The 26,194-nt window shown below is 72.1% G+C and carries 25 protein-coding genes and 1 pseudogene; 19 read left to right on the top strand and 7 right to left on the bottom strand.

The window, feature by feature from the left end; all coding sequences use genetic code 11:
* Nucleotides 1–36: 36 nt before the first annotated feature.
* Together WBK50_RS11220 and WBK50_RS11225 are read right to left on the bottom strand one after the other, a co-directional pair.
* Entirely contained in the window at nucleotides 37–1,560 is a 1,524-nt protein-coding gene (locus WBK50_RS11220) for a catalase (protein ID WP_341335534.1), read from the bottom strand.
* Nucleotides 1,557–2,012, bottom strand: a complete 456-nt coding sequence (locus WBK50_RS11225; RefSeq protein ID WP_341335535.1) for a Fur family transcriptional regulator — start codon at nucleotides 2,010–2,012, stop codon at nucleotides 1,557–1,559. Before WBK50_RS11225 ends, WBK50_RS11220 begins: the two co-directional genes overlap by 4 nt.
* A gap of 255 nt (nucleotides 2,013–2,267) precedes the next feature.
* Between WBK50_RS11225 and WBK50_RS11230 the strand changes: the two genes are divergently transcribed.
* The 12 genes from WBK50_RS11230 to WBK50_RS11285 all read left to right on the top strand — a co-directional run bounded on the left by WBK50_RS11230 (nucleotide 2,268) and on the right by WBK50_RS11285 (nucleotide 13,361).
* Nucleotides 2,268–2,969, top strand: a complete 702-nt coding sequence (locus WBK50_RS11230; protein WP_341335536.1) for a cysteine hydrolase family protein — start codon at nucleotides 2,268–2,270, stop codon at nucleotides 2,967–2,969.
* 57 nt (nucleotides 2,970–3,026) lie between these two features.
* Nucleotides 3,027–3,551, top strand: coding sequence for a type 1 glutamine amidotransferase domain-containing protein (locus WBK50_RS11235; protein WP_341335537.1), 525 nt, complete (start codon nucleotides 3,027–3,029; stop codon nucleotides 3,549–3,551).
* A 38-nt stretch (nucleotides 3,552–3,589) separates the two neighbouring features.
* Nucleotides 3,590–4,195 (top strand): gluconate 2-dehydrogenase subunit 3 family protein, encoded by a 606-nt coding sequence (locus tag WBK50_RS11240; protein WP_341335538.1) that lies wholly within the window; start codon nucleotides 3,590–3,592, stop codon nucleotides 4,193–4,195.
* The gene (locus WBK50_RS11245) at nucleotides 4,195–5,856 is read left to right on the top strand and encodes a GMC family oxidoreductase (RefSeq protein WP_341335539.1); all 1,662 of its coding nucleotides are present in this window, start codon (nucleotides 4,195–4,197) and stop codon (nucleotides 5,854–5,856) included. The genes WBK50_RS11240 and WBK50_RS11245 overlap by 1 nt, the downstream gene beginning before the upstream one ends.
* Nucleotides 5,857–5,964: 108 nt before the next feature.
* Nucleotides 5,965–7,632: a GMC family oxidoreductase gene (locus tag WBK50_RS11250; RefSeq protein ID WP_341335540.1), complete on the top strand. Its 1,668-nt coding sequence runs from the start codon at nucleotides 5,965–5,967 to the stop codon at nucleotides 7,630–7,632.
* A 27-nt stretch (nucleotides 7,633–7,659) separates the two neighbouring features.
* Nucleotides 7,660–8,358 (top strand): gluconate 2-dehydrogenase subunit 3 family protein, encoded by a 699-nt coding sequence (locus WBK50_RS11255; RefSeq protein WP_341335541.1) that lies wholly within the window; start codon nucleotides 7,660–7,662, stop codon nucleotides 8,356–8,358.
* A complete protein-coding gene (locus tag WBK50_RS11260) occupies nucleotides 8,358–9,530 on the top strand; it encodes a mandelate racemase/muconate lactonizing enzyme family protein (RefSeq protein WP_341335542.1) in 1,173 nt (390 codons plus the stop codon). The genes WBK50_RS11255 and WBK50_RS11260 overlap by 1 nt, the downstream gene beginning before the upstream one ends.
* 8 nt (nucleotides 9,531–9,538) lie before the next feature.
* Nucleotides 9,539–10,417, top strand: a complete 879-nt coding sequence (locus tag WBK50_RS11265) for an SMP-30/gluconolactonase/LRE family protein (protein ID WP_341335543.1) — start codon at nucleotides 9,539–9,541, stop codon at nucleotides 10,415–10,417.
* Between the two features lie 14 nt (nucleotides 10,418–10,431).
* Nucleotides 10,432–11,052, top strand: coding sequence for a bifunctional 4-hydroxy-2-oxoglutarate aldolase/2-dehydro-3-deoxy-phosphogluconate aldolase (locus tag WBK50_RS11270; RefSeq protein ID WP_341335544.1), 621 nt, complete (start codon nucleotides 10,432–10,434; stop codon nucleotides 11,050–11,052).
* Nucleotides 11,049–12,134, top strand: coding sequence for a sugar kinase (locus WBK50_RS11275; RefSeq protein ID WP_341335545.1), 1,086 nt, complete (start codon nucleotides 11,049–11,051; stop codon nucleotides 12,132–12,134). Before WBK50_RS11270 ends, WBK50_RS11275 begins: the two co-directional genes overlap by 4 nt.
* A gap of 11 nt (nucleotides 12,135–12,145) precedes the next feature.
* On the top strand, nucleotides 12,146–12,859 hold the full coding sequence (locus WBK50_RS11280; RefSeq protein WP_341335546.1) for a FadR/GntR family transcriptional regulator: 714 nt from the start codon (nucleotides 12,146–12,148) through the stop codon (nucleotides 12,857–12,859).
* A gap of 184 nt (nucleotides 12,860–13,043) precedes the next feature.
* Nucleotides 13,044–13,361 carry a hypothetical protein gene (locus WBK50_RS11285; RefSeq protein WP_341335547.1) on the top strand — a complete coding sequence of 106 codons (318 nt, stop codon included), beginning with the start codon at nucleotides 13,044–13,046 and terminating at the stop codon, nucleotides 13,359–13,361.
* Here WBK50_RS11285 and WBK50_RS11290 read toward each other — a convergent pair.
* Nucleotides 13,345–13,986 carry a PP2C family protein-serine/threonine phosphatase gene (locus tag WBK50_RS11290; RefSeq protein WP_341335548.1) on the bottom strand — a complete coding sequence of 214 codons (642 nt, stop codon included), beginning with the start codon at nucleotides 13,984–13,986 and terminating at the stop codon, nucleotides 13,345–13,347. The two genes, WBK50_RS11285 and WBK50_RS11290, sit on opposite strands and share 17 nt — an antisense overlap.
* Between WBK50_RS11290 and WBK50_RS11295 the strand changes: the two genes are divergently transcribed.
* The gene (locus tag WBK50_RS11295; protein WP_341335549.1) at nucleotides 13,978–14,124 is read left to right on the top strand and encodes a hypothetical protein; all 147 of its coding nucleotides are present in this window, start codon (nucleotides 13,978–13,980) and stop codon (nucleotides 14,122–14,124) included. The two genes, WBK50_RS11290 and WBK50_RS11295, sit on opposite strands and share 9 nt — an antisense overlap.
* 70 nt (nucleotides 14,125–14,194) lie before the next feature.
* Here WBK50_RS11295 and WBK50_RS35070 read toward each other — a convergent pair.
* A pseudogene (locus tag WBK50_RS35070) lies at nucleotides 14,195–15,643 on the bottom strand (PAS domain-containing protein); the annotation flags it as partial.
* On the opposite strand from WBK50_RS35070, the gene WBK50_RS11300 reads away from it, so the two are divergent.
* Nucleotides 15,549–15,749 carry a hypothetical protein gene (locus tag WBK50_RS11300; protein WP_341335550.1) on the top strand — a complete coding sequence of 67 codons (201 nt, stop codon included), beginning with the start codon at nucleotides 15,549–15,551 and terminating at the stop codon, nucleotides 15,747–15,749. The pseudogene WBK50_RS35070 and the gene WBK50_RS11300 sit on opposite strands and share 95 nt — an antisense overlap.
* A 246-nt stretch (nucleotides 15,750–15,995) precedes the next feature.
* Here the strand turns inward: WBK50_RS11300 and WBK50_RS11305 are convergent, their stop codons facing one another.
* The 3 genes from WBK50_RS11305 to WBK50_RS11315 all read right to left on the bottom strand — a co-directional run bounded on the left by WBK50_RS11305 (nucleotide 15,996) and on the right by WBK50_RS11315 (nucleotide 20,536).
* Nucleotides 15,996–16,856 carry a hypothetical protein gene (locus tag WBK50_RS11305; protein ID WP_341335551.1) on the bottom strand — a complete coding sequence of 287 codons (861 nt, stop codon included), beginning with the start codon at nucleotides 16,854–16,856 and terminating at the stop codon, nucleotides 15,996–15,998.
* A 387-nt stretch (nucleotides 16,857–17,243) separates the two neighbouring features.
* Nucleotides 17,244–18,260, bottom strand: a complete 1,017-nt coding sequence (locus WBK50_RS11310; RefSeq protein WP_341335552.1) for an alpha/beta fold hydrolase — start codon at nucleotides 18,258–18,260, stop codon at nucleotides 17,244–17,246.
* Nucleotides 18,261–18,748: 488 nt separating this feature from the next.
* The gene (locus WBK50_RS11315; RefSeq protein WP_341335553.1) at nucleotides 18,749–20,536 is read right to left on the bottom strand and encodes a phosphatidylglycerol lysyltransferase domain-containing protein; all 1,788 of its coding nucleotides are present in this window, start codon (nucleotides 20,534–20,536) and stop codon (nucleotides 18,749–18,751) included.
* Nucleotides 20,537–20,963: 427 nt separating this feature from the next.
* On the opposite strand from WBK50_RS11315, the gene WBK50_RS11320 reads away from it, so the two are divergent.
* From WBK50_RS11320 to dnaK, 5 genes are all read left to right on the top strand, one after another.
* Entirely contained in the window at nucleotides 20,964–21,341 is a 378-nt protein-coding gene (locus WBK50_RS11320; RefSeq protein ID WP_341335554.1) for a DUF2267 domain-containing protein, read from the top strand.
* A gap of 54 nt (nucleotides 21,342–21,395) precedes the next feature.
* Nucleotides 21,396–22,376, top strand: coding sequence for an AraC family transcriptional regulator (locus tag WBK50_RS11325; RefSeq protein WP_341335555.1), 981 nt, complete (start codon nucleotides 21,396–21,398; stop codon nucleotides 22,374–22,376).
* Nucleotides 22,373–23,464 carry a S1C family serine protease gene (locus tag WBK50_RS11330; RefSeq protein WP_341335556.1) on the top strand — a complete coding sequence of 364 codons (1,092 nt, stop codon included), beginning with the start codon at nucleotides 22,373–22,375 and terminating at the stop codon, nucleotides 23,462–23,464. The genes WBK50_RS11325 and WBK50_RS11330 overlap by 4 nt, the downstream gene beginning before the upstream one ends.
* Nucleotides 23,465–23,765: 301 nt before the next feature.
* Nucleotides 23,766–24,299, top strand: a complete 534-nt coding sequence (locus WBK50_RS11335) for a general stress protein (RefSeq protein ID WP_341335557.1) — start codon at nucleotides 23,766–23,768, stop codon at nucleotides 24,297–24,299.
* 2 nt (nucleotides 24,300–24,301) lie between these two features.
* Nucleotides 24,302–26,188 carry a molecular chaperone DnaK gene (gene dnaK, locus WBK50_RS11340; RefSeq protein ID WP_341335558.1) on the top strand — a complete coding sequence of 629 codons (1,887 nt, stop codon included), beginning with the start codon at nucleotides 24,302–24,304 and terminating at the stop codon, nucleotides 26,186–26,188.
* Nucleotides 26,189–26,194: the final 6 nt, after the last annotated feature.

Consider the following 26,194-nt stretch of genomic DNA (forward strand, 5'->3'; position numbering starts at 1 on the left):
CGGCACCTCCCGTGCCGGGAGGTGCCGGGCCACGCGTCAGGCCTTGGCCTGCATGCTGCTCCGCGCCGGGTTGCCCTGTTTCTCGGCCTTCGGGTCCTTCTCGTCGGCCTTCGCGCGCACCCCCGCCTCGATCTGGTCGCCGATGTTCTTGTCGATGTTGTGCCAGTAGGCGAACGCGCGCTGGAGGACCGCCTCGGACACCCCGTTGAGCAGGTGTCCCACGACGTTGTCGACGAGCCGCTCGCGGGCGGCGTCGTCGAGCACCTCGCGGACGAGGGTGCCGGGCTGGCCCCAGTCGTCGTCCTCGGCGTGGTCGACGTACGCGGTGCGCATGATCTCACCGTCGGCGTACCAGGTCGGGACCTTGCCGTAGCGCTCGACGTCCGCATGGGGGCCGCCGTAGGAGTTCGGTGCGTACACCGGATCCGACACCTTCTGGATCCGCATCGCGCCGTCCTTGCTGTACGAGCGGACGGGGGTGACCGGCGCGTTGACCGGGATCTGCTGGTAGTTGGCGCCCAGGCGGTGCCGGTGGGCGTCGGCGTAGGAGAACAGCCGGGCCAGCAGCATCCGGTCCGGCGACGGGCCGACGCCCGGCACCAGGTTGTTGGGCTGGAACGCGATCTGCTCGATCTCGGTGTGGTTGTCGGTCGGGTTCCGGTCGAGCGTCATCCGGCCGACCTCCATGAGCGGATAGTCGCCGTGCGGCCACACCTTCGTCAGGTCGAAGGGGTTGAAGCGGTAGGTCTTCGCGTCGTCGAACGGCATGATCTGCACCTTCAGCGTCCAGCTCGGGTACTCGCCGTCACGGATGTGCTCGAAGAGGTCCCGCATGTGGTAGTCGGTGTCGGCGGCCGCCATCTGGTCGGCCTCGTCCTGGGTGAAGAACTCGATGCCCTGGTCGGTCTTGAAGTGGTACTTGACCCAGAACTCCTCGCCGGCCTCGTTGATCCACATGTAGGTGTGGGAGGTGTAGCCGTTCATGTGCCGCCAGGAGCGCGGGATGCCGCGGTCACCCATCAGCCAGGTCACCTGGTGGGCGGACTCGGGGGAGAGGGTCCAGAAGTCCCACTGCATGTCGTGGTCGCGCAGGTTGTTGTCGGCCCGGCGCTTCTGGCTGCGGATGAAGTGCTGGAACTTCATCGGGTCCTTGACGAAGAAGACCGGCGTGTTGTTGCCGACCATGTCGTAGTTGCCCTCGGACGTGTAGAACTTGATCGCGAAACCGCGCGGGTCCCGCCAGGTGTCGGGGCTGCCGCGCTCGCCCGCGACGGTGGAGAACCGGATGCCCAGCTCGGTCCTCGCGCCCGGCTGGAACAACGCGGCCTTGGTGTAGGCGCTGACGTCGTTCGTCACCTCGAAGTGTCCGAAGGCCCCGCTGCCCTTGGCGTGAGGCTGCCGCTCGGGGATGCGTTCCCGGTTGAACTGGGCCATCTGCTCGAGGAGGTAGCTGTCCTGCAGCAGGATCGGGCCGCCCGGTCCCACCGTGAGCGAGTGTTCGTCGCTCTCGACCGGGACGCCGGCATCAGTGGTCGTGAAGTTCGCTTTCGGGTCGGTCATCGCCGCTCCTCGTGGTTGCTGCTCCTGCAGATCGGGCAGAGGCCCCAGAAGAGGATCTCCGCCTCGTCGACGGTGAACCCCTGGTCGTCGTCCGGGGACAGGCACGGCGCGCGGCCCCGCACGCAGTCGACGTCCTCGGTCCTGCCGCATCCGCGGCACACGACGTGATGGTGGTTGTCGCCGGTGCGCCGCTCGAACAGCGCCGGCAGGCCGGCGGGCTCGATGACGCGGACCAGGCCCACACCGCAGCCGGCCCGGAGCACGTCGTAGACGGTCTGGTGCGACACGGACCCGAGCTCGGCGGCGACGCCGGCCCTGACCTCGTCCGCCGTCGCATGCGGATGCCCGGCGAGCCAGGTCAGCACGGCCTTACGGGGCGCGGTCACCCGCAGGCCGGCGCCCCTCAGCTGCGCCGTCACGTCGACCTGCGCGGGCGCGTGGCATATCGCCATACGTGGGGCGTCCCCGCACCCGGGGCCTCTCAAACCTGCCGAGCCGGCCGGCGCCGGCGCTCCGGTGCCACAGCCGCGCGGGGCCGCCCGAACAGACTCTTGACAGTGCCCGCGGCCACCGGGTTAGAGTGGTCAGACCACCTGATCACCTGAGCTCTACGGCTCCGGCGGTCGGAGACCTTCGGGACGAGCGCCGCGACCAGGTGAACGTACCCCCGTCGTTTCGATCACTCGCATCAACGCAAAGGAGCAGCGATGTCCTCGCTCGACTTCACGTACAAGCACATCGACGACTACATCGACCGCTCGGCCATGCTCGCGCCGACGATCGACCCGAAGAAGACGATGCTGCTGGTCCTGGACATGCAGAAGGCGTGTGCGGAGCCCGGCGGCGCGATGTACATCCCCAGCACCGGCGGTGCCCCCGAGGGCAAGGACGTCGTCCAGCCCGTCGTCAACGTCCTCGAGGCCTGCCGCGCGAAGGGCATCCCGGTCGTCTGGTCGCTCTGGGGCCTGCGCCCGGACGGCAAGGACGCCGGCTTCGCCGATGTGAAGTGGGGCCTGGTCGACCAGCTGGCGACGTTCCCCGGATCCTGGGGCAACGGCGGCGACGAGCTGGTCGACGAGCTCAAGCCCCTGCCCGACGAGCCGGTCATCCGCAAGCACCGCTTCAGCTCGTTCTACGGCACCGCGCTGACCGAGTACATGCGCCGGGCGGGCTGCGACACCCTCGTCGTCGCGGGCCTGTCCACCGGCAACTGCCAGCTCGCCACCGCGATCGACGGGGCGAACCAGGACTTCAAGATCGTCGTGCTGGCCGACACCACCGCCGCCATCCCCTCGGGCAAGGACGACCCGATGGGCTACGGGCAGCACTGGGAGGCCCTGCGCCAGATCCAGGCCAACCACGGCGACGTGCGCACCAGCATCGAGTTCCTCCAGATGATCGACGCCTGAGCGCGTCCGGAACTCCCCCGCACAGCCCCGACGAACCGACGAACGCGAGGACGTGAGATGTCGATTTCCGGCAAGAAGGTCGCCCTGCTGATCGAGGACGAGTACCAGATCCTCGAGGGCTGGTACCCCTACCTGCGTCTGCAGGAGGCGGGCGCCGACGTGAAGGTGATCGGTAGCGGCACCAAGGGCAGCTACGACAGCAAGGAGCACTACCCGATGGAGGCGGACGCCGCCGCCTCCGAGGTCTCGGCCTCCGACTTCGACGCCGTCGTCATCCCCGGCGGGTTCGCGCCCGACAACATGCGCCTGCACCCGGAGATGATCGACCTGGTGAAGGACGCCTACGAGTCCGGCAAGCTCGTCGCCGCGATCTGCCACGGCGGCTGGATGCTCGCCTCCGCCGGCGCCACCAAGGGCCGCCAGATCACCGGTTACCTGCCGATCAAGACCGACGTCGAGAACGCCGGCGGCACCTGGGTCGACGCGCCGGTCGTCGAGGACGGCAACGTCATCACCTCCCGCACGCCGGTCGACCTGCCGGACTTCGGCCGGGCCATCGTCGACTACCTCGAGCGCGCCTGACCCACGTGGTCGACGACGTCCCGCAAAGGAGAGGGAACGTGACGGATCTGAGCGTGACCCCCCGCGACACCAAGCCGCCACTGGGCGGCTGGCTGCCCGGGATCCGGCTGACCGAGACGCAGGCGGCGGTGCTGAACGCCGCGGCGGACGAGCTCATCCCGGGTGGCGACGGCTTCCCGCCGCCCAGCGAGGTCGACGTGATCTCGTTCATCGGCCGGTACGTGACGCCGTCGGGGCTGGAACCCAGGTGGTTCCCGTTCCTCGGCGAGGACGACTTCCGGGCCCGGCTCGACGGGCTCGGGCAGGAGTTCGCCGACGCCACCCCGGTGCAGCGCGTGACGGTCCTGGAAGGGCTGGAGCGCGACGAGCAGGAGTTCTTCACGCGCCTGCGGGACGTCGTCTACCACGCGTACTACTCCCGGCCCGAGGTCATCCGGGCCATCAACCGCCTGCCCGCGGGCCGGGACTACCGCAACAGCCCCCAGCCCTACGGCTACTCCGACGTCATGGACGACTGGGACGACGAGCTGCTGAGCCGGGTGCGCGGCACCTACATCCGGACCGAGGAGGTGCGACGGGTCGCGATCCCCGCCGACCTCCCGATGTGTTCGGCACGGCAGGCCCGGGAAGCAGGAGAGAACTGATGGCGGCGTACACGGAGACCGACGTCCTGGTGATCGGGGCCGGCGCGGGCGGTGGAGCGGTGAGCAAGCGGCTCAGCGACGCCGGCATCAAGGTCGTCTGCCTCGAGCAGGGCGACTGGGTCCACGCGATGGACCACCCGCACATGTACGACGGCTGGGAGCTCGAGCGCAAGCGCAGCTGGTCGTTCGAGCCCAACGTCCGGAAGTTCCCCGAGGACTACCCGGTCACCGGCAACACGACCCCGTACACGTTCACCGGGGTGGGCGGCTCGACGCTGCACTATGCGGCGGCCTGGCCCCGGTTCAAGCCGGTCGACTTCCGCAAGGGCACCGAGCACGGCGTCGAGGGCACCATCGACTGGCCGATCTCCTACGAGGAGCTCGAGCCGTTCTACGCGATCAACGACGCCGAGATCGGCGTCGCCCGCCGGACCGGCGACCCCGGCAACCCGGCACGCCCCGAGGGGTGGGGCCCGGCCAGTCGCGGCGGCAAGGTCGGGCACAAGATGGGCTCGGGCTTCGACAAGCTCGGCTGGCACTGGTGGCCCGCCGACAACGCGATCCTCACCCGCACCAAGGACAACCGGCTTGCGTGCAACGACTGCGGCTTCTGCCTCGCGGGCTGCCCCCGGCACTCGATCGCCTCGACCGACGTGTCGTACTGGCCGGCGGCCCTGCGCAACGGCGTCGACCTTCGCGTGAACGCCCGGGTCGAGCAGATCAACGCGAAGAACGGCCGGGCCACCGGCGCCACCTACATCGACCGGGTGACCGGGCAGCGCCACGAGGTGCGGGCCGGGATCGTGGTGGTCGCCGCGAACTCCATCGGCACCCCCCGGCTGCTGCTGATGTCCGCGCAGCAGGGCCACCCGGACGGGCTGGCCAACTCCAACGGCCTGGTCGGCACGCACTTGATGTACCACAGCTGGTCCTTCGTGGACTTCTGGTTCGACGAGCCGCTCGAGGGCTTCAAGGGCCCGGAGCCCGCCGTGCTCTACAGCCAGGAGTTCTACGACAGCGACCCGTCCCGGGGCTTCGTCAACGGCTTCTCGCTCCAGGTCGGTACCTCTCTGGGCGCCGCCACCAGCGCGCTCGGGACGAACACCGGCAACCTCGCGCCCTGGGGCGCCGGGCACCGCAGCTTCTTCAACGAGCACTTCGGCCGGCACGCGCTGATCTACGTCCAGGGCGAGGACCTGCCGGTGCGCACCAACCGGGTCACCCTCGATCCCGACGTGAAGGACTCGAGCGGGCTGCCCGCGCCGCACGTCCACTACGAGCTGCACGAGAACGACCGCAGGCTCGTCGAGTGGGGCCAGCAGCGCGCCCGCGAGGCCGCGGACGCCGCCGGTGGCGTCATCGACACCACCACGAGCGGCATCGGCGGGATCGACGGGCCGCCGCCCGGCTGGCACATCATGGGCACCTGCCGGATGGGCAACACGCCCGAGGACTCGGTCACCAACAAGTGGAACCAGACCTGGGACGTGCCCAACCTGTTCATCACCGACGCCAGCTCGCTCACCACGGGTGCCGCGGTGAACCCGACCAGCACCCTGCAGGCCGTCGCGGTCCGGGCCGCCGAGTACATCAAGCGCCGCCACCGGGACATCGCGTCGCAGACGACGACCCCGAGCAACGCGGACGCGCCCGCCCTGTAGCGCTCGCGTCCGACCCCCCACCCCTTCACCCCGCCTGAGGGCGCTCTCCCTCGGGCCGGGGCACGCCATCACGCGCCGGCACTGCTGCGGCCGCGGAGAGGAGAGCACGTGCGTCACGCCAAGAAGCCCGAGCAGGTCGACGCGATCGTCGTCGGACTCGGGGCCACCGGGGCCACCGCGGCCAAGGTGCTCAGCGAGGCCGGTCTCAAGGTCGTCGGCTTCGACCGCGGCCCGTGGCTGTCGGCCCAGGACCACTACTCCGGCGACGAGCTCAAGTACGTCAACCGCAACTACCTGTGGCCGGACCCGAACCTGTTCCCGCGCACCCTGCGCCACGACGAGACCTCGGAGGCCGAGCGCTTCCCGTTCTCGCCGACCCCCCAGCTGGTCGGCGGCGGCACGAACCACTGGGCCGGCTGGGTGCCCCGGCCGCGCGAGTCGGACTTCATGGTCCGCAGCCTGCACGGTGACATCGAGGGTGCGAGCCTGGCCGACTGGCCGATCCGCTACGAGCACCTCGAGCCCTACCTGACCAAGGTGGAGTGGGAGTTCGGCATCTCGGGCATCGCCGGCGCCGACAAGTACGAGCCCTTCCGCAGCAAGGCCTACCCGAGCGAGCCGCTGCGCCCGACGAAGTTCGGCAAGCGCTTCTACGAGGCCTGCAACAAGATGGGGATCAACGGCTTCCCCATCCCGCACGCGATGGTGACGAACAACCACAAGGGCCGCGACCCGTTCAACACCACCAGCTTCTGGAACCAGTACGGCGACCCGAGCACCGCGCGGTCGAACACGCTGACCACGTTCATCCCCGAGGCCGTCGCCACCGGCAACTTCGAGCTGCGCTCGGAGTCCTTCGTCCGGGAGATCACGGTCGGCAAGGACGGCAAGGCCACCGGCGTCGTCTACATCGACCCCGACGGCAACGAGGTCGCCCAGGAGGCGAAGGTCGTCGTCCTCGGGCTCGGCGCGATCGAGTCCGCGCGGCTGATGCTGATGTCGAGGTCCCCGCAGTTCCCCGAGGGCCTGGGCAACTCCAGCGGCATGGTCGGCAAGAACGCGACCTTCCACGAGTACGTCTTCGCGGTCGGCCTGTTCGACCAGGAGATCGACGACCCGCTGCACGGCTGGGCCGGCAACTACATCAGCGGCGGCACCTTCGAGTTCTACGAGACCGACGAGAACCGCGGGCACATCGGCGGCTGCCTGATCTCGGCCTCCCAGACGTGCCACCCGATCAACTGGGTCTTCCCCGGCCGGCCGCAGTGGGGCCAGTCGCTCAAGGACGCCGACCGGAGCTACTTCAACTTCGCGATGAAGATCGGCGCGATCCTGCACGACATGCCGGTCGAGGCGAACCGCGTCGACCTCGACCCGACGGTGAAGGACGCCTGGGGGCTCCCGGTCGCCCGGATCACGCACAAGCCGCACGGCAACGACGTGGCCATGAGCAAGTGGCAGGTCGACAAGAACGCGGAGATCCTGCAGGTCGCCGGCGCGCGCAAGACCGTCCCGGTCTACCTGGACCGGATGACCGGCAACACCTGCCACCAGCACGGGACGGCCCGGATGGGCACCGACCCGGCGAACACGGTGCTCAACGAGTGGTGCCAGTCCCACGACGTCGACAACCTCTTCGTCGTCGACGGGTCCTGCTTCCCGACCTCGACCGGCGTCAACCCGACCCTGACCATGATGGCCAACGCCTGGCGCGTGTCGGAGTACATCGCGGACGTCTGGTCCAAGGGCCGCGAAGAGCACATCAAGGTCGCCTGAACCCGACCCCGAGGAAAGGAGGACGTCATGACCCTGAAGGCCGACTGGGAGATCGTCGGTTCCCCGATCGATCCCGACTCCGACGAGCGCCTGTTCTTCACCGACCACGAGTGGGACACGATCGAGGCGGCCACCGCCCGCATCATCCCCACCGACCACGACCCGGGCGCCCGCGAGGCCCGCGTGGTCGTGTTCATCGACCGCTACCTGTCGGGCATCGACTACATCTTCGCCGCCGCCGACGGCAGCGGGTTCCTCAAGCTGACCGGCAAGTTCGCCGACGCCTGGCGCTCGCGCATGTACGACATGCAGCAGACCTACCGGGAGGGCATCGCAGCGCTCGACGCCGCGGCCCGGGGGCAGTTCTCCAAGGCCTTCGCCGAGCTCACGGAGGCGGAGCAGGACCTCGTGCTGGAGGCCTTCTCCGGCGCGCCGAAGCCCGGCCCCGTCACCCTCGGCTCGAGCCTCGCGGTCGGGACGTTCCTGCAGGGCACCTTCGACCAGGGGCTGCCGTTCTTCGAGGCGCTGTGCCTGCACACCCGGCAGGGCTTCTACTGCGACCCCGTCTACGGCGGGAACAAGGACCGGATCGGCTGGAAGGTCATCGGCTTCCCCGGCCCGAAGTCGCTGAAGGACACCATGGACGGCACCTACAGCACCACCGAGTACTTCGTCGGTGAGTACGACTGGAACGAGCTCGTCCCGCACCTCGGCAAGGCCGGCTGATGCGGATCACCAGCGTCGAGGCGACACCGCTCGGGTCACCGCTGGACGAGCCGCTGCGGTGGGGCGCCATGGTGGTCACGTCGAAGGGCGGCATCGTCGTCCGGGTCACCACCGACGAGGGCGTGGTCGGGATCGGCGAGGCCGGGTTCTCCTCGGAGTACTTCCCGACCGTCGGGCCGATCATCAACCAGCAGCTCGCTCCGATGCTCGTCGGCAAGGACCCCCGCGACATCGGTGCCCTCTGGCAGCAGATGCTCGACGCGACCCACATGTGGGGCCGCCGCGGGATCGAGACCTATGCCCTCAGCGGCATCGACATCGCGCTGTGGGACCTGCTGGGCAAGATCGCCGGCCAGCCGGTCCACCGGCTGCTGGGCTCCTCCAAGTCGAAGGTGCGGGCGTACTTCGCGCCCTCGCTCAAGCCGGTCGACCAGATCGTCGACGAGGCCCGGCGGGCGGTGGCCGACGGCTACACCGCGATGAAGCTGCGGGTCCTCGGGGACATCGGCGACGCCGTGCACCTGGTCGGCTCGGTGCGCGACGCCGTCGGCCCCGGCGTCGACCTCGGGGTGGACGCCAACATGTCCTACGACCGGCGCGGGGCCCTGCAGCTCGCCCGCGAGCTCGAGAGCCTGAACGTGGCCTGGCTCGAGGAGCCGATCCTCGCGCGCAGCCTGACCCAGTACGCCGACGACCACACCTGGCTGGCGGACCGGGTCTCGCTCAAGCTGTCGGGCGGGGAGTCCCTGCTGACCAGGTTCGAGTTCATCGACCTGCTCACCCGGCGGACCTTCGACATCCTGCAGCCCGACGCCACCAGCGTCGGCGGGATCTCCGAGGCGAAGCGGGTGGCCGACATGGCCAGCACCTGGAACCTCAGCTGCATCCCGCACATCGCCTGTTCCTCGGGCACCGGGATCGCGCTGGCCGCCGGCCTGCACATGATTCTGGCCTGCGAGAACACCCCGCTGATCGAGGTCGACGCCTACGGCGGGCCGGGCTGGGACGGGATGCTGGTCAATCCGCTGGTGGTGAAGGACGGGTACCTGGCCGCGCAGGACGCGCCCGGGCTGGGCGTCGAGCTCGCCCCGGACGCCGACGAGCGGTTCGCCCTCTCGCCGGACTCCGCCCGCCCGTCCGGCTCCACACCGCCGGCCTTCGGCGCGCGGTGACCTCTGCCGTGTCCGCGCTCGAGGTCCGGGACCCCCGGCTGCACGACGTGGTGGCCGACGAGCCGCTGCGCCGGGTGGCCACGGGGTTCCGGTTCCTCGAGGGCCCGGTGTGGCATCCGCGGGAGCGGTCGCTCGTGTTCAGCGACATCCCCGCCGCGCGGATGTCGAGGCTGTCCGCCGCCGGTGAGCTGTCGGTCTTCCGGGATCCCAGCCACATGGCGAACGGGAACGCCTACGACCGGCAGGGCCGCCTGCTCACCTGCGAGCACGCGACGAGCAGACTGGTCCGGCAGGAGGCCGACGGCTCCCTGGTCACCCTCGCGGACCGCTACCAGGGCAAGGAGCTGAACAGCCCCAACGACGTGGTCGTGGCCCGGGACGGGACGATCTACTTCACCGATCCCGGCTACGGTCGCGCCGCCCCCTACGGCGTGCCGCGCTCGCGGGAGCTGCCCTTCTGCGGGGTCTACCGGCTCGGCGCCCGCGGCCTCGAGCTGCTGACCGACGACGTCGAGGGCCCCAACGGGCTGTGCCTGTCCCTCGACGAGCGGCACCTCTTCGTGGCCGACACCGAACGGATGCACATCCGCCGGTTCGCGCTCACCGGGAGCGGTGTCACCGGCGGCGAGGTCTGGGCCCGCACCACGGGCGCCGGCCCCGGCGAACCCGACGGCCTGAAGGTCGACAGCGCCGGGAACCTGTTCAGCTGCGGGCCGGGCGGCATCCACGTCTTCGACCCTGCGGGCGTCGCCCTCGGCGTCATCCGGGTCCCCGAGGTGACGGCCAACTTCACCTGGGGCGACGACGACCTGTGCTCGCTCTACATCTGCGCCAGTACCACGCTGCACCGGTTCCGGACCCGGGTTCCCGGCATCCGGGCGTTCTGAAGGAGGACCCACCAATGACCCTGTCCGCGGCTCAGGAGCGCACCGCCGAGCGGATCCGCAGCGCCCGGATCGTCCCGGTGCTGCGCGCGCCCGACGCCGACGCCGGTCGCGTCATCGCGCTGCGGCTGGTCGCGGCGGGTCTCGACGTCCTCGAGCTCACCGCGACGATCCCGGGCTGGCCGGATCTCGTCGCGGCGCTGAAGGCCGAGGCACCGGACGCGATGGTCGGCCTGGGTACGGTCCGCACGGCGGCCGACGCGCAGTGTGCCGTGGGCTGCGGCGCGGACTTCCTGGTCAGCCCGCACCCGGTTCCGGACGCGCGGGCGGTCGCCGCCGAGGCGGACGTGCTGTTCGTCGAGGGTGGGATCACCCCGGCCGAGATCGGGGCCGCCGCGGACCGCGGGGTGGCCAAGATGTTCCCGGCGCACCTGGGCGGGCCGCAGTACCTGAAGTCGGTGCTCTCGGTCCTGCCCGGGGCCCGGATCGTCCCGACCGGGGGGATCGCCGTGCGCGACGTCCCGGCCTGGCTCGACGCAGGTGCGTTCGCGGTGGGGGTGGGCAGCGACGTGTACGCCGCGGACGACCTCGAGGCGAAGGTGGCGGAGCTGCGCGACCTGATCGGGGCGCGGCCGTGACCCGGGTGACCGCGATCGGCGAGTGCATGGTCGAGCTCACCCACCGGACGGACCGCACGCTCGCCCTCGGGTTCGCCGGGGACACCTTCAACACCGCGGTCTACCTGGCCCGCAGCGCCCCCGCGGACGAGGTGTCCGTCGACTACGTGACCGCGGTGGGCGACGACCGGTACAGCGACGAGCTGCTCGCCGCCGTGGCCGCGGAGGGGATCGGCACCGGTCTGGTGGAGCGGATGCCCGGGCGCACGCCGGGGCTGTACCTGGTCCGGACGGACGGGGCGGGGGAGCGCAGCTTCACCTACCACCGGTCCGAGTCCCCGGCCCGGTGCCTGTTCGACGCGGGCTGGCCGGAGCGGGTCGACCGGGCGGTCGTGGACAGCGACCTGGTCTACCTGTCGGCGATAACGTTGCAGATCCTCTCCGCACCGGCCCGCGAGCGGCTGTGGTCGGTCCTGGCGGCCGCCCGGGCCCGGGGCACGCGGGTCGCGTTCGACAGCAACTTCCGCCCGCGCGGCTGGCCCGACGCGGCGGCCGCGCGAGCGGCCGTCAGCCGCACGCTGGAGCTGACCGACGTCTACCTGCCCACGTTCGACGACGAGCGGGCGCTGTACGGGGACCGGGACGCGCAGGCGTGCGCGGCCCGCCTGGCCGGGCTCGGCGTCGCCGAGGCGGTGGTCAAGACGGGGCCGGAGGGATGTCTCGTCGTGACCGGCGGCGACGTCGTCCCCGTGCCGGCGCGACGCGACGTCCCGGTCGTCGACACGACAGCGGCGGGGGACTCCTTCAACGCCGGGTACCTGGCCGCGCGGCTGCGCGGTGAAGCACCGACGCAGGCTGCGGCGGCCGGCCATGAGCTCGCGTCGCTGGTGGTGGGCGCCCCCGGGGCGATCCTGCCCGAGGAGGTCCTCCCGCGACGCGGCGTGGCCGGAGCGCCGACCGCCGCGGATCCCGACCGGTTCGCCGGCTCGCGGCGTTGCGCGGTGGCGGACGGTGACCACGGCCACTACTCTTCAGACCACCGGACCACTGGTGGCCTCGTGGTCCTAGGGGACGCGACCACCGACCTGCCGGGTCCAGGGTAAGAGGGGGCCGAATGTCCAGCACGAGCCGCGGCAGGATCGAGCCCGTCCGCAGGCTGAAGGTGGCGGACTCCGTCGCCGAGCAGCTCGAGTCGATGATCGTCCGAGGGGACTTCGCGCCCGGTGACAAGCTGCCGCCGGAGCGGGCGCTGGCCGAGCAGTTCGGGGTCGGGCGCAGCTCGATGCGCGAGGCGATCCGCGTCGTCGAGGCGAACGGGATGCTCCGGACCGACCACGGCGTCGGTGTCTTCGTCGTCAGCCGGTCACGTCGCGCGCCCGACCTGTCGCAGCTGCTCGTGCTCGACGAGTACACGGTGCAGGAGCTGTTCGAGGTCCGGATCACTCTCGAGCGGGACGCCGCGGGGCTGGCCGCGGAACGCGCGACCGAGGACGAGACCGCCGAGCTGCGCGGCATCATCGAGGCGATGGCGAGTCCCGACCTCAGTGACCGGGACTTCGTCGCGCTCGACGCCGACCTGCACCGCGCGATCGCGCAGACGACGAAGAACTCGTTGCTGCTCAAGCTCCACTCCACGATCGAGCCCTTGTTCGTCGACTACTCGCAGCAGGTCGTCGGGCTGCGGGGCCGGCGGGAGGCCGCCCACGCCGGGCACCGCCAGATCGTCGACGCGGTCGGCGGGCACCGGGTCGACGACGCCCGCGCGGCGGCGGTGAAGCACATCCGCGACGTCGAGCGCGACATCATCGCGCACCTCGCACGGGACTGAGCGAAAGAACCCGCCCGGTGGCCGAACGCCCCGCCGCGCGGAGATCGACCACGTTCCGGCAGAACCTCTCATCCTGCCACTGCACCCGCTATGTCCGCTCTACGTACTTCCGGTCATAGGCGGCGTCGGTGGCGAGGTCTTGAATGCGGTCCCGCAGGCAGGTCCGCACTCACCGGGAGAAGCCATGCTCGCCATGTCCGACATGAAGACGCGGCTCGACGACGTCAAGACCAAGACGTCCGAGGCCGTGCGGGCGTCCGAGACCGACCAGGGGGCGTCGGCCGTGCTCGTCGCCGTGGTCCGGGAGTTCGACAGCAAGGCGGACAAGGCGAACCGGGTGGTCGCGGACACCGGCGAGGCCCGTGACTCCGTCATCGAGCTCGAACAAGCCGGCGACAGCGCCAAGGCCGCGGCCGAGGCGGACTCCGGCCTGGGCGAGGAGGCCCGCCAGGCGGTACTCGACGCCCACCTGGCGATCTGCATCCTCAAGACCGAGATCTGACGGCCCCGCTCCCGACGACCTCGGGAGGCCGGTGCTGTGTCTGCCCGCTCCGTCCCGGCTGCACCGGGGGGTCGGCCGGGAGGGCGGCGGGCAGCCGCACGGCGAGGAGGGCGATGTCGTCGCTGGTGTCGGACTCGCTGCGGGCGAGGAGCTCGTCGCAGAACGTCGCCAGCGGGGTGTCGAGGAGCTCCGAGGCGGCGGCCTCGAGCCGGGACGTCGTCTCGTCGAGGTCCCGGCAGCGCTGCTCCACGAGGCCGTCGGTGTAGAACAGCAGGGTCGAGCCCGGCTCGACCGTCGCGCGGCCCTGGGACCGGGCGGGGCCGCGCGAGGTCACGCCGAGCACCATTCCCGCTCCTTCGAGGAGGGACCGGGGGCCGTGCGCGGGGTGGACCAGCAGCGGGGCCGGGTGGCCGGCGCTGCTCCAGGTGAGGGTGGCACCGCCGTCCGGACGTCGTCGCAGGCGTGCGTAGAGCAGGCTCGCGAAGTCCGTGATCCCGAGCGCGACCGCGAGCTCGTCGAGGCGTTCGACGGCCCTCGCCGGCTCCATGGAGTCGTCCATGGCGATGCCGCGGAACATGCTGCGCAGCTGTCCCATCACGGTGGCGGCGTCCAGGTCGTGGCCCACGACGTCCCCGACGACGAGACCGAGGTCGCCGCCGGGGAGGGTGAAGGCGTCGTACCAGTCCCCGCCGACCTCGAGGGTGTCGAGCGCGGGTTGGTACCGGGCCTGGATCTCGACGTCGCGGCGCGGGGAGCTCGCTGAGCATCGCCTTCTGCAGGGTGAGCGCGGCGCGCCGGGTCTCCTGGAACCGCTGCGCGTGCTCGATGGCCACCGACGCGCGCGCGGCGAGCTCGCTGACGAACGTCAGGTCCTCGTCGGTGAAGCGCGGCCGGTCGCCCCAGGCGACGAAGGTCAGGGCGGCGATCACGGCCTCACCGGAGCGGATGGGGGTCAGGAGCGAGGTGTGCCAGCCGAGCCTGCGCTCCCAGTCCGCGAGGGCGGTGTCGCGCGCCCACCGGGCACTGTCGTCCAGGGGATGGTGCAGCAGGAGGGGGCGTCGCGTGCGCACGAGCTCGGCGAAGGGGTGGTCGTCGGCGTAGGTGAACGGCTCGGCGGAGGCGTCGGGGACCTCGACGTCGACCCGGCTGGTCAGCCGCCGTCCCGTGACGGGGCCGCCCGTCACCAGCGGGTCGAGGAGGTGGACGGTGCAGCCGTCGGCGAAGGTGGGGACGAGGACGTCGACGAGGGCCTGCAGCTCGCTGAGCGGTTCGAGCTCGCGGTTGACGGCCTCGGTCGCCCGGGCGAGCAGCTCCAGGCGGGTGCGGGCGCGGACCTCGGCGTCGATGTCGGTCTCGGTGCCGACCCACTCGATCGTGCGGCCTGCCACGACCACCGGCACCGCGCGGATCCTGAAGTGGCGGTGCCCGCCCCCTCCGACGGCGAGCCGGGCGACCCCGTCGAAGACGGAGCCGCTGTCGAGCGCTTCGCGCCAGCGTCGTTCCGTGTCCTCCCGATCGTGGGGATGGACCCTCGTCAGGAAGGCCGGCCGGTCCGCCGCCGGGGCGTCCGGGTCCGGCACCGGGGCGCCGTCGGCGGTGACGGTCCAGACCTCGGCGCACGTCGCCTCGATGAGGCTCCGGTAGCGGGTCACGGTCCGGAGCCGGGCCGCGGCGAGCTCGGACAGCTCTCGTCCCGTCGTCTCGGCCTCGGTGACGTCGACGAAGACGTTGCCCACCCCGACGACCTCGCCGCCCGCGCCGAAGACGGGGTAGTAGTTCATCCGCCAGACCTGGTGCGGCCCCCGGCCGTGCCAGAGCCGGCCCTCGATGCGGACCCGCTGGGCCCGGCCCGTGCGGAGGACTTCGCGGCACACCGCGGAGAACCGCGGGCCGCAGGGCTCGCCGTGGACCTCGTCGATCGTCCGGCCGATCCGTTCCTCCACCGTCCCCCCGTTGATCGAGGCGACCGTGGCGTTGACCCGCCGGTATCGGAGATCGGCGTCGACGTAGGTGAAGCCGACCGGGGCGTTCTCGAACAGCCCGTCGAGCAGGGCGCGGGTCTGGTCCGTGTCCGGGCTCCCGGACTCGTCGGACAGGATCCCGACGACCCCGAGGAGCCGGCCCTCCGCGTGGACCGGGTGGCACCGGTACGCCAGCGGCCGGCCGTGCTCCGAGGTGCTCGGGAGCGTGCCGGACCAGGTCGCTCCCGCCTGCGCGTCGGCCGTGGTCTGCCGCCCGGCCGCCTCGTCCGGCGGCGCGATCCCCACGACGCCGCCGTCCACCCCGAGGACCTCGGAGCTGGTCCGCGCGGTCAGCCGCTCCGCCTCGGAGGTCCAGACGACGACCCGGCCCTGCGCGTCGAGGGCGAACGCGCCGACCCGGACGTGATCCAGCAACGCAGCCCACAACGGTGCCCGCTCGTCCACCGAACCGCCACCTTCTCCAGCTCCCGGCAACATCGACGCCGGCACTACGGCTCTCCGCCGGAGAGGACCGGCTGGTCCCTCCGCGTGCGGAGCCTGGGAGCAATCTAGTGGCAACGAGCAGACCGGGAAGGGACGCGCGCGCGAGGTCGGCGCCCCGTCGTTGTGCGGGACGAGGCGCCGACGACCGGCCCGCGTCGTAGGGCCCGTCCTAGGCGATGAAGCGGACGTTGTCCGCCACGCCGTGGGCGGGATCCTCGGTCGGGGTGATGGCGCGCAGGACGAGTCCGCCCTGCAGCTTGACCAGCTGCGAGGTGAGCGTGGTGAGGTAGCGGAAGCCGGCGCGGGGATCGACCACGGTCCGCGGCGAGACGTCCGCGGCGGCGCGGAGCACGTTGCGGAACAACTCCGACGGCGCGGGCTGGACCAGCCAGGCCGGGCCGGACGGACCGGGAGCCCCCTGCACGCCGGGCACGCCGACCGGGCCGGCCGGTCCGGGCGGACCCTGCTCGCCCTGCAGGCCCTGCGGTCCGGCGATGCCGCGCGGGCCGTCCTCGCCCTGCTCCCCGGGCAGGCCTCGAGGCCCGCGTTCGCCCTGCTCGCCGGTCTCCCCGATGACACCTCGCTGGCCCTGGGCGCCGGGCTGGCCGGCCGGTCCGGGCGCGCCGTCCTCGCCGGGCGCACCCTGCTCGCCGGTGGAGCCCTGTGCCCCACGGGGCCCCTGCTCCCCGGTCGGCCCCTCGGGGCCCTTGTCCCCGCGCTCGCCGGGCGGACCCGCGATGCCGGCCGGGCCCTGGTCACCACGCTCGCCGGAAAGCCCGACGGCGCCGGTCGGACCCTTGTCGCCGGTCTCCCCGGTCAGGCCCTTCGGGCCCTGCTCGCCCTGCGGGCCCTTGTCCCCGACGGGGCCGACGGGGCCCTTCGGGCCGGTCTCGCCCTTGGGGCCCGGGTCTCCGGCGAGGCCCTTCGGGCCGGCGTCGCCCTGGGCGCCGGGCTCACGCCTGTCCTTCCTGTCACCGACCGGGCCCTGAGGTCCCCTGTCGGGCTTTCGTGCTTCAGTGGGCTGAGTCATGAGGAAAATGCCTTTCGACGATTCGAGAACGCGCTGCGGCACGGTGATGCGCAGCATTCTGTGACGGATTCTGGTGTGCTCGCAATGGCGCCATGTGGTCGCGCCTCGCTGACGTGCGACGAACACAGGATGAGGTGGGCGCGATCGCGGCCTGTTGAGTACGGCCCCGTGACCTGCTGCTCAAGATCCAGGGGATGTCCTGTCGGCCGTCCCGGCTCTGCGACGGAGGTGGGCGGCGAAATCGAGCATACGCAATTCCGGGATCCGGGCAAGTCGAGCCGCGCTCGTCGTGGAACGGACCGGGGAAGACCTCCTGACGTGATCGCGAGAATTATCGAGGAATTCATCGATCGCCGGGGGCGGCGGGTCGCCCGTTCCGGCCAGGACTCACGCCGGCACCCCGTCGGCTGTGCGTCGTGGACCCTGCGCCAACAGCTGCCGCCGGAACGAGTCGACGTCGGCGTGCGCCGGGCTGGTGGTGCGGAGGAAGTCGAGGAGCGCGCCGGCGAACCGCGCAGGGTGCTCGGAGTGCGGGAAGTGCCCGGTGTCGTCGAAGATCTCGAGGCGGCTCCCGGGCAGCCGGTCGTGGGCGGCGGTGGTGTGGGCGACGGGGATGACGGCGTCGGCGGTGCCGCCGACGAGGAGGACCGGGATGTTGGCGAGCAGGTAGAGCCTGCCGTTGCCGTCGAGGCGTTGGCCGGACCAGCTCAGCGCGCTGCGCACGGTCTGGACGAACGCGCCGCGCGCGCCGTCGTCGGCGAAGGAGCTGAGAGCGCGGGACAGTTCGTCGGCGGCGATCGGTACCCCCGGAACGATGCGGACGGCCCGGTGCGCGAGGTCGGCGACCCTGCGCGGGGTGAGGGCGTTCAGCACCCGGAGCACCGTCGCGGTGCCGGGTAGGCTCGCGGCACGCAGGGCGATGCTCACGTCCGGGCCGAGCCCGCCGCTGGCGTCGAGGACGAGCCGTTCGGTGAGCTCGGGGAACTGGTAGGCGAACTGCATCGCGACGCCACCGCCGAACGAGTGCCCCACCACGGTGGCGCCGTCCAGGTGCAACGCGACGAGGAGGTCGCGCAGGCCGGCGGCGTAGGCGCCGAGGGAGTAGTCGCCGTTGCGGGGTTTCGCCGATTCCCCGTGGCCGAGCAGGTCCGGTGCGATGACGTGGGCGTGCCGGCCGAGCAGCGGCAGTACCGGCAGCCAGGTCGCCGAGCTGCTCGCCAGCCCGTGCAGCAGTACCACCGTCGGTCCGCCGCTGCGTTCCCCGGCCTCCAGGAAGGTCACCCGCTGGTCGTGGAGGGTGATCTCACGGCGGGTGACGGGTACGGCCGGGGGCTGTCGGGTGCAGCGGCGGGTCCGGGGCGCCCCGTCGGGGCGCGCGGGGTCGGGTCGGGGGAGCAGGGTCATGGCGTCCTTCGGGTCGGGGGTGCCGGCCGGTCGGAGGCGACGTCGTCTTCCGCACGGGGTCGAGGGGACAGCGAGCTCGGGGTGGTGTCGGGAGCGAGGTAGCCGCTCCGCGTGATCGATAGCCCGAGCATCGGCGTTACCCGCGTCACACGCTCCCGGCCGACCCCTGTCGGGGTAGTTCCCTGTCGAGGGGGCCTCGTTGTGGTGAGGATGGGCGCCATGGACGTCCCCGCGCGAGTCGAGCACGTCACGTACTCGACCTGTCGGCGCGGGTTCGACCCCCGGGACGCGTACGAGGTGCGGGCGCATTCGCCCGAGGACTGCGGATGCGGGTGCTTTCGGAACAGGCCCCCGTGCTTCTCGTGCCGCCAGCCCTTCTGCACCTGCACGGTGCACCGACTCACGTCCGCGGTCGTCGTCGCGAGCACACCGACCGTGACCACGGCGGCCCGGCTCCTCTTACCTCGCGCCCACCTGCGCGCCCCCGCTCAGCGGCGCAGGAGGCGCAGCAGGGCCGGCGGCCGGCCGCCGAAGCCTTCCGCCTCCAGCGCGGCCAGCAGGATTCGTGGCACGTCGCGGAGCAGCGGGAAGACGAGGTAGCGCGGCGTCCAGGCCGGGGAGAACTTGGCGTTGAACCGGTAGAGGCTGTCGATCTGCCACCAGCGCGAGCCGAGGTGCAGGAGTCTCGCCCACAGCCGGGTGGCCGGCCCCGCGCCGATGCGCTCGCCACGTTCGAGAGTGGCCCTGAACAGGGCGAAGTTGAGCGACACCCGAGTCACGCCGAGGCCCTCGGCGGCCCTCATCAGCTCGACGATCATCGCCTCGGTCACCCCGTTCTCGGTGTCCGGGGCGCGGCGCATGAGATCGAGCGACAGGCCGTCGGCGCCCCAGGGGACGAGCTGGAGCAGCCCGCGGACCCGGTCGCCGGCGCCGTCCGGGCCGTGGGCGGTGACCAGCACGGCGGCGGGGTCCTGCGGCTCGGCCACCCGGGACAACGCCATGGAGAAGCCGCGTTCGGTGGCGTCCCCGCGCCAGCTCGCGGCGAGCTCGGCGAGGGCGGCCCGCTCGTGGTCGTCGAGCTCCCCGCAGCGCCGGACGCGCACCGTGTACCCGGCGCGGACGATGCGGGCGTGCGCCTGGCGGACGCCCTTCATCGGGCGGCCGCCGAGGGTGAAGGTGTCCGTCGACAGGACGGCTTCGTCGCCGAGCTCGAGCGCGTCCAGGCCCGCCTTGGCGTAGGCGGTCGCCCCGCGTTCCGAGCACGCGAGCACCGCCGGGGTCCAGCCGTGCTCGACGCATTCGGCCAGGTAGGCCTCGATCGCGCCGGGCCATGCTCCGGTGTCGCCGAGCGGGTCGCCGGAGGCCAGCGCGACGCCGGCGAGCACCCGGTGGGCGACGGCCGCGTGGCCGCCGGGGGCGAGGACCACGGCCTTGTCCGGGCGGAGCGCGAAGTAGCCCAGGGACTCCGGATCGCGGTCCTTGGCCAGCAGTGCACGGAGCCGTTCGGAGTCCTCCGCGCTCTGCCCCGGACGGGGTTCGGCGGAGCGGAGCAGGTGGTAGCCGGCCACCACGACGGCCACGACGCCGAAGGTCAGGCCGACCGTGGCGGTCAGGTCGTCGAGCCAGCGCACCCGGAACTGCACGGGACCGCTGACGCCGACCAGCGACAGCGCCGCGTGGGTCGCCTCGTCGAGCGCGCCGGGGTGGCCCACGAGCCGTCGGCCGTTGATCGCCAGCAGCAGCCAGACCAGCCCGAACCCGGCCGCCGCGAACTGTACGAACAAGGCGGCGGCCCGCACGAGACTGTGCGGATCCGGGCGCGCGACGAACCACCGCCGGGTGAAGAGCAGGGCCGCGCACAGCAGGGCCGCGGCCGCGGCCGCGATGTACCCGTGCCGGGTCGCGATACCGTGCGTCACGTCGGCGACCGCGATCACCGCCGTGACGACGACGCCCAGCTGCCACGCGCGCCGCTTGCGACGGCGCAGCCCGGTGGCCACGAGCAGCAGCCCGACGCCGGCGACCAGGGCGATGACGACACCCGCGAGGCCGATCGTCGGAGGCAGGCCGAGCGAGCTCCGCAGCTCGGGGCTGAGCATCCGGCGGGGCCCGGGGAACACGGTCGAGACGATGGTCAGCAGGGCGACGAGCCGGGTCGACCACACGACCGTGCGCACGGCTGCGACGCCGGCGATGCGACGACGGCGGGCGCCCGGATCGGGTGCCTCCGGTGTCCTCCGGCGTGCGTCGGGGGCAGAAGCGTCGGCGCGGGACATGGGCACCTCCCCTGACTCCGGCGACGGTGTCGCCCGCCGCGCCCGGCCCGGGCTGCCGGTCGCCGATCCACCGGACCGCGGATGCGGCGGGGGACCGATCGCGGCGATCAGCTTCGGCAGGTCCACTCGAGCCGCCGCCGTTTCGCCTCCGAGCACGTGGCCAGACGATGCCATGGTCCACCCGAGCGGGTGTATGCGGTGAGGGATCGTCCCGTTGCGCCGACCACGTCCGGTTCGCTCGCCGGCCGGTCGTCGAGGGGTTCGCCGCGGCGGAGGGTGAATCGGCGGATCACCGTCGACGGCCGGGGAGGAACCGCCGGCGCGTGGTTCTGCCGAGTCGAGACGCAGGGCACGGGTTGGTCGCATCAGGCCGGTGCCCCGCCCGGGAGCGACCGGCCACGCTGGCACCTCAGCGGAGGAGGTGGAGATGAAGTACGACGAGTTCATCGATGCGGTCAGCGAACGCGCCGGCCTGCCGCGCGACGAGGCCGAGTCGCTCACGCACGCCGTGATGCGGACGCTCGCGGAGCGCCTGAGCGGCGGCGAGGCCGAGGACCTGCGCGCCCAGCTGCCCAAGGGGCTGCAGGAGGACCTCATCCCGCCGCAGGAGGAGGCGCAGGGCTTCGACGTCTCGGAGTTCACGCGCCGGGTCGTGCAGCGGTCCGGCATCGACCCGGCGGACGCGGCCGCCGCGACCGCCGCCGTGCTCTCCGTGCTCCCCGACGCCGTCAGCGCGGGGGAGTTCGACGACGTGCTCAGCCAGCTCGGTCTCGAGTACGCCGCACTGATCGACGCCCAGACGTAGCCGGTCGTGCACGCACACCCGTGCCCGGCTCCACCCGGAGGGAGTGAACGGTCGATGGTGGGGACCGCGAACTACATCTCGTTCCACGAGGACGACCTCGACCACGCGAAGGCCGACGTCGGCCGGGACGGCTCCACGACCCGCCTGGACATGGTGGATCGGGGAACGCCCTACGACGTCCGGTTCGACGGGGTGGAACTCGGGGCGGTGAGGGTCGTGCGGTACCGGTCCGGCGGTGCCGTCCGGACCGGTACGTCGGACCTGCAGACCTGCTTCTCCGTCGACCTCCCCGACGCCGGCGTCAAGCAGGTCGAGCACCGGTCGGAGTCCACCGAGGCGTTCCCCGGCCGCGCGGTGATCTGCCAGGACGTGGGCGACGTCAGCATGACGATCGGCGACGGGTACTCCGCCTACACGGTGCGGATCGACCGGGACGCGCTCGACGACACGCTGCTCGAGCTGCTCGGCCATTCGCCCGGCCACCCGCTGGACCCCGAGGCGGGCATGGACCTGCGGGCTCCCGCCGGCATGCGATGGGCGCGGCTGGTGCAGCTGCTCGCCGCGGCGGCGGCGGCGCGCAGTCCCGTGTTGCGGAACCCGCTGGTCGCCGCGCCACTGCACGACGCGGTGGTCGAGGGGTTGCTCGTCGCGGCCGACCACCGTGACCGCGACGAGATGGAGCGCCCCGTCCATTCGTGGTGCATGGAGCCGGTGCACCGGACGACCGAGGCCATGCACGACCAGCCGGAGTACCCGTTCACCCCGGCGCTGCTCGCGCGGGTGAGCGGGGTGAGCGAGCGTTCCCTGTACGAGGGGTTCCTCCGGCACGTCGGGTGGCCCCCGATGACCTACCTGCGCCGGGTCCGGCTGGAGCGTGCGTACCGCGACCTGCGCGACGGCTCGGACGACGAGACGTCCGTGGCCGGGGTCGCCGGTCGCTGGGGCTTCGACGACCTGGGCCGGTTCAGCGACGATTACGGGCGCGTCTACGGCCGGTCGCCGGCGGAGACGCTGCACGCCGGACGTACGGGGTGAGGACCGTCGATCGCGCCGGGACCGCCACCCTCCGCCGGCCCGGACCGCGGCGCCGCGCGGTGGTGACCGCCCTGTGCGCCACGGTCGTGGCGGGGACGACGGCCTGCACCACGGCGGGGAACACCCCGTCCGCGCCCGACGTCCCCCCGGCCCGGGTCGCCGAGCTGCTCGAGCAGGACTACGCCCAGGCCGCGACCCGGGCGCTGCCGTCCGTCGTGGAGATCAGCACCGACAGCGGCCTCGGCTCCGGGGTGGTCTTCGACGACGCGGGGCACGTCCTGACCAACGCGCACGTCGTCGGGAACTCGACCAGCTTCCAGGTGCGGCTGCCCTCCGGCACCGCGACCTATCCCGCGACCCTGGTGGCCTCCTGGCCGCCCGACGACATCGCGGTGATCAAGCTGGTCGGGGCGCCGCCGGCACGGCCCGCCGCCTTCGGCCGGTCGTCGGACCTCGTGGTCGGCGACATCGTGATCGCGATGGGCAACCCGTTCGGGCTCGACAGCAGCGTGACCGAAGGGGTCGTCTCGGCGCTCGGGCGCACCGTGAGCGAGCCGGCCGGGCCGAACTCGCCGGGCACCGTGCTGCGCGACGCGATCCAGACCAGCGCACCGATCAACCCGGGGAACAGCGGCGGGGCACTGGTCGACCTGCACGGTGAGGTCATCGGCATCCCGACCCTGGCCGCCGTGAACCCCGAGGCGGGCGGTGCGGCGCCGGGCATCGGGTTCGCCGTGCCCAGCGACCTGGCCACCGATCTGGCCCGCCAGATCGTGGACAACGGCAAGGTCGTCGACTCCCGGCGCGCCGCGCTCGGCCTGTCGGCGGTCACGGTCACCGACGCCAACGGGCAGCCCGCCGGTGTGGGGGTTGCGGCCGTGCAGCCCGGCGGGCCCGCGGCGAACGCCGGCATCCGCGACGGAGACATCATCACCATGATCGACGCGACGGAGGTCAGGAACGCCCAGCAACTCCAGAAAGCCCTGGCCGAGCACCGCCCGGGCGACGTCGTGCAGGTGACGTTCGTGCGCCCGCCGGGGGGCCCGACGACCGTGCCGGTGACCCTCGGCGAGCTGCCGAGCGGATGACCGGCCCGCGATCGACGTCCGGCCCGACCGGCACCGGCCCCGTGGGGCCAACGGCCGCACGAAGGTTGCCCCGCGGGACCCAATCGCCGCAGCGGCTGCGCTGCCATCGTGTACCTACGGCTCGACCGCCCGCGCGTAGCGCCGGGCACCACCGGCCCTGCAAGGACGCCGTGTGGACGGGCCGCCCGAGACCCCGCGACAGAGCGCGAGGGAGACCGAGGGGGACGTCCGGTCCACCTCCCGACCCGACACCCACCCGGCGAACAGGTCGCCGGCCGACCACTACTCCAGGAGCCCAGCCATGACCGATCAGCCGAGCCCCGGCGGGCCGGCGGTCGCGCGCGGCGCCAGCGGTGCCGCCGCGGAGCCGACCACGCCGTCCCATGCCCCTGTCCGGCGGGCCATCGCCACCACGACCGACTACGCCGCGGCCGAACGCATCGTCGACCGGTTGGCCGACCTCGACTTCCCGGTCGAGCGGGTGTCGATCGTCGGGCACGACCTGCAGGTCGTCGAACAGGTCGTCGGCAAGATGACCTGGGGCCGGGCCCTGTGGCGCGGCGCGCTGAGCGGCGCCGTGCCCGGCGCCCTGATCGGCTGGATCTTCGGTCTGTTCAGCTGGGTCAACCCGCTGATCGCCGGATTGCTGCTCGCGCTGTACGGCCTGATCTTCGGTGCCGTGATCGGGGCGGTCGTGGGCCTGATCGTCTATGCGATGCAGCACGGGCGGCGGGACTTCTCCTCGGTCTCCGAGATGCGTCCCTCCAGGTACGAGGTGATGGTCGACGCAGAGGTGGCCGACGAGGCCCTGCGCAAGCTCGAACGGAGGATCTGATCATGGCGCGCGCCGCCGGTATCGACTTGGGCACCACCAACTCCGTGATCGCCGCGTGGGAGGGCGGCGAGGCGGACGTCATCCCCAACGCCGAGGGGCAGCGCACGACCCCGTCGGTCGTGGCGTTCACCGACAATGGCGAGCGGCTGGTCGGCCAGCTGGCCCGCAGGCAGGCGATCCTCAACCCGAAGGGCACGATCTACTCGGTCAAGCGCTTCATCGGGCGCAAGTTCGACGAGATCCGCGAGGAGGCCGAGCAGGTCACCTACGACGTGGTGGCGGACGACCAGGGCAACGCGCGGATCAGCGTCCGGGGCAAGCTGTACGCCCCGGAGGAGATCAGCGCGATGATCCTGCGCAAACTCGCCGACGACGCGGGGCGCCACCTCGGCGAGAAGGTCAACGAGGCCGTCGTCACGGTTCCCGCCTACTTCAACGACGCCCAGCGGACCGCGACCAGGGACGCCGGGAAGATCGCCGGCCTCGAGGTGCTGCGGATCATCAACGAGCCGACGGCGGCGGCGCTGGCCTACGGGCTGGACAAGCAGCAGCACGAGACCGTGCTGGTGTTCGACCTGGGCGGCGGCACGTTCGACGTGAGCATCCTCGACGTCGGCGACGGCGTCGTGGAGGTGCGGGCGACGGCCGGTGACACCCACCTCGGCGGCGACGACTTCGACCGGCGGATCGTCGACTACCTGGCCGAGGAGTTCCAGAAGGAGAACCACATCGACCTGCGCAAGGATCCGCAGGCGCTGCAGCGTCTCTACGAGGCGGCCGAGAAGGCGAAGATCGAGCTGAGCTCGGTGACGCAGACGCAGGTGAACCTGCCGTTCGTCACCGCGGACCAGAACGGGCCGAAGCACCTGACGGCGACGCTGATGCGTTCGACGTTCGAACAGATCACCTCGGACCTGATCGAGCGCACGATGGAGCCGGTCAAGCGGGCCATGTCCGACGCGAAGGTCAGCTCCGACGACATCGACGAGGTCATCCTCGTCGGTGGCTCGACCCGGATCCCCGCCGTCCAGAGCCTCGTGCGGCGGCTCACCGGCGGCAAGGACCCGAACATGACGGTCAACCCCGACGAGGTCGTCGCGGTCGGCGCGGGGATCCAGGCCGGGGTGCTCAAGGGCGACGTGTCCGACGTGCTGCTGCTCGACGTCACACCGCTGTCGCTGGGCGTGGAGACCCAGGGCGGCGTGATGACCCGCATCGTGGAACGCAACACCACGATCCCGGCCCGGCGCGCCGAGACGTTCTCGACCGCCGCGGACAACCAGCCCGCCGTGGACGTCGTGGTGCTGCAGGGCGAGCGGGAGCGCGCGGCCGACAACCGGGTGCTGGGCCGGTTCCAGCTCACCGACATCCGGCCGGCGCCACGCGGCGAACCCCAGGTGGAGGTGACCCTCGACCTCGACGCCAACGGCATCCTGAACGTGACGGCCAGGGACAAGGACACCGGCAAGGAACAGGGCATCACCATCTCGGAGAGCTCCAACCTCGAGGCGGGCGAGGTCGACCGGATGGTGCAGGAGGCCGACCGCAACCGTACGGCGGACCAGGAGCTGCGGCGGGAGATCGACGCGCGCAACGAGCTCGACGCCCTCGCCTACCAGGTGCAGCGCCGGCTCGACGAGCTCGGCGACGCCGCCCCGCCCCACGAGCGCTCGCGTGCGGAGATGCTGGTGACCGACGCCCGGCAGGCGGTGTCGGACCAGGCGCCGGTCGACCGGGTCCGCGAGCTGACCGAGGAGCTCCAGGGTGTGCTGGCCGGTCTGCAGGCGGTCTCCGCCGGAGGTGGCCAGCCGGCCGGGGCGAGCGATGAGCGGTCCGAGTCGTCCGCCTCGGACGACGACGTGATCGACGCCGAGTTCGACCGGAGCTGAGGGCGC

The organism is Pseudonocardia sp. T1-2H (genome assembly GCF_038039215.1).
Classification (GTDB): domain Bacteria; phylum Actinomycetota; class Actinomycetes; order Mycobacteriales; family Pseudonocardiaceae; genus Pseudonocardia.

Excerpts from the sequence above, each read along its gene's own strand:
- WBK50_RS11280 (WP_341335546.1), top strand. The coding sequence starts at position 12,146 with ATGTCCAGCACGAGCCGCGGCAGGATCGAGCCCGTCCGCAGGCTGAAG.
- WBK50_RS11225 (WP_341335535.1), bottom strand. The coding sequence starts at position 2,012 with ATGGCGATATGCCACGCGCCCGCGCAGGTCGACGTGACGGCGCAGCTG.
- WBK50_RS11220 (WP_341335534.1), bottom strand. The coding sequence starts at position 1,560 with ATGACCGACCCGAAAGCGAACTTCACGACCACTGATGCCGGCGTCCCG.
- WBK50_RS11325 (WP_341335555.1), top strand. The coding sequence starts at position 21,396 with ATGGTGGGGACCGCGAACTACATCTCGTTCCACGAGGACGACCTCGAC.
- WBK50_RS11260 (WP_341335542.1), top strand. The coding sequence starts at position 8,358 with ATGCGGATCACCAGCGTCGAGGCGACACCGCTCGGGTCACCGCTGGAC.
- WBK50_RS11310 (WP_341335552.1), bottom strand. The coding sequence starts at position 18,260 with ATGACCCTGCTCCCCCGACCCGACCCCGCGCGCCCCGACGGGGCGCCC.
- dnaK (WP_341335558.1), top strand. The coding sequence starts at position 24,302 with ATGGCGCGCGCCGCCGGTATCGACTTGGGCACCACCAACTCCGTGATC.
- WBK50_RS11315 (WP_341335553.1), bottom strand. The coding sequence starts at position 20,536 with ATGTCCCGCGCCGACGCTTCTGCCCCCGACGCACGCCGGAGGACACCG.
- WBK50_RS11335 (WP_341335557.1), top strand. The coding sequence starts at position 23,766 with ATGACCGATCAGCCGAGCCCCGGCGGGCCGGCGGTCGCGCGCGGCGCC.
- WBK50_RS11245 (WP_341335539.1), top strand. The coding sequence starts at position 4,195 with ATGGCGGCGTACACGGAGACCGACGTCCTGGTGATCGGGGCCGGCGCG.
- WBK50_RS11230 (WP_341335536.1), top strand. The coding sequence starts at position 2,268 with ATGTCCTCGCTCGACTTCACGTACAAGCACATCGACGACTACATCGAC.
- WBK50_RS11255 (WP_341335541.1), top strand. The coding sequence starts at position 7,660 with ATGACCCTGAAGGCCGACTGGGAGATCGTCGGTTCCCCGATCGATCCC.
- WBK50_RS11235 (WP_341335537.1), top strand. The coding sequence starts at position 3,027 with ATGTCGATTTCCGGCAAGAAGGTCGCCCTGCTGATCGAGGACGAGTAC.
- WBK50_RS11285 (WP_341335547.1), top strand. The coding sequence starts at position 13,044 with ATGCTCGCCATGTCCGACATGAAGACGCGGCTCGACGACGTCAAGACC.
- WBK50_RS11320 (WP_341335554.1), top strand. The coding sequence starts at position 20,964 with ATGAAGTACGACGAGTTCATCGATGCGGTCAGCGAACGCGCCGGCCTG.
- WBK50_RS11270 (WP_341335544.1), top strand. The coding sequence starts at position 10,432 with ATGACCCTGTCCGCGGCTCAGGAGCGCACCGCCGAGCGGATCCGCAGC.
- WBK50_RS11305 (WP_341335551.1), bottom strand. The coding sequence starts at position 16,856 with ATGACTCAGCCCACTGAAGCACGAAAGCCCGACAGGGGACCTCAGGGC.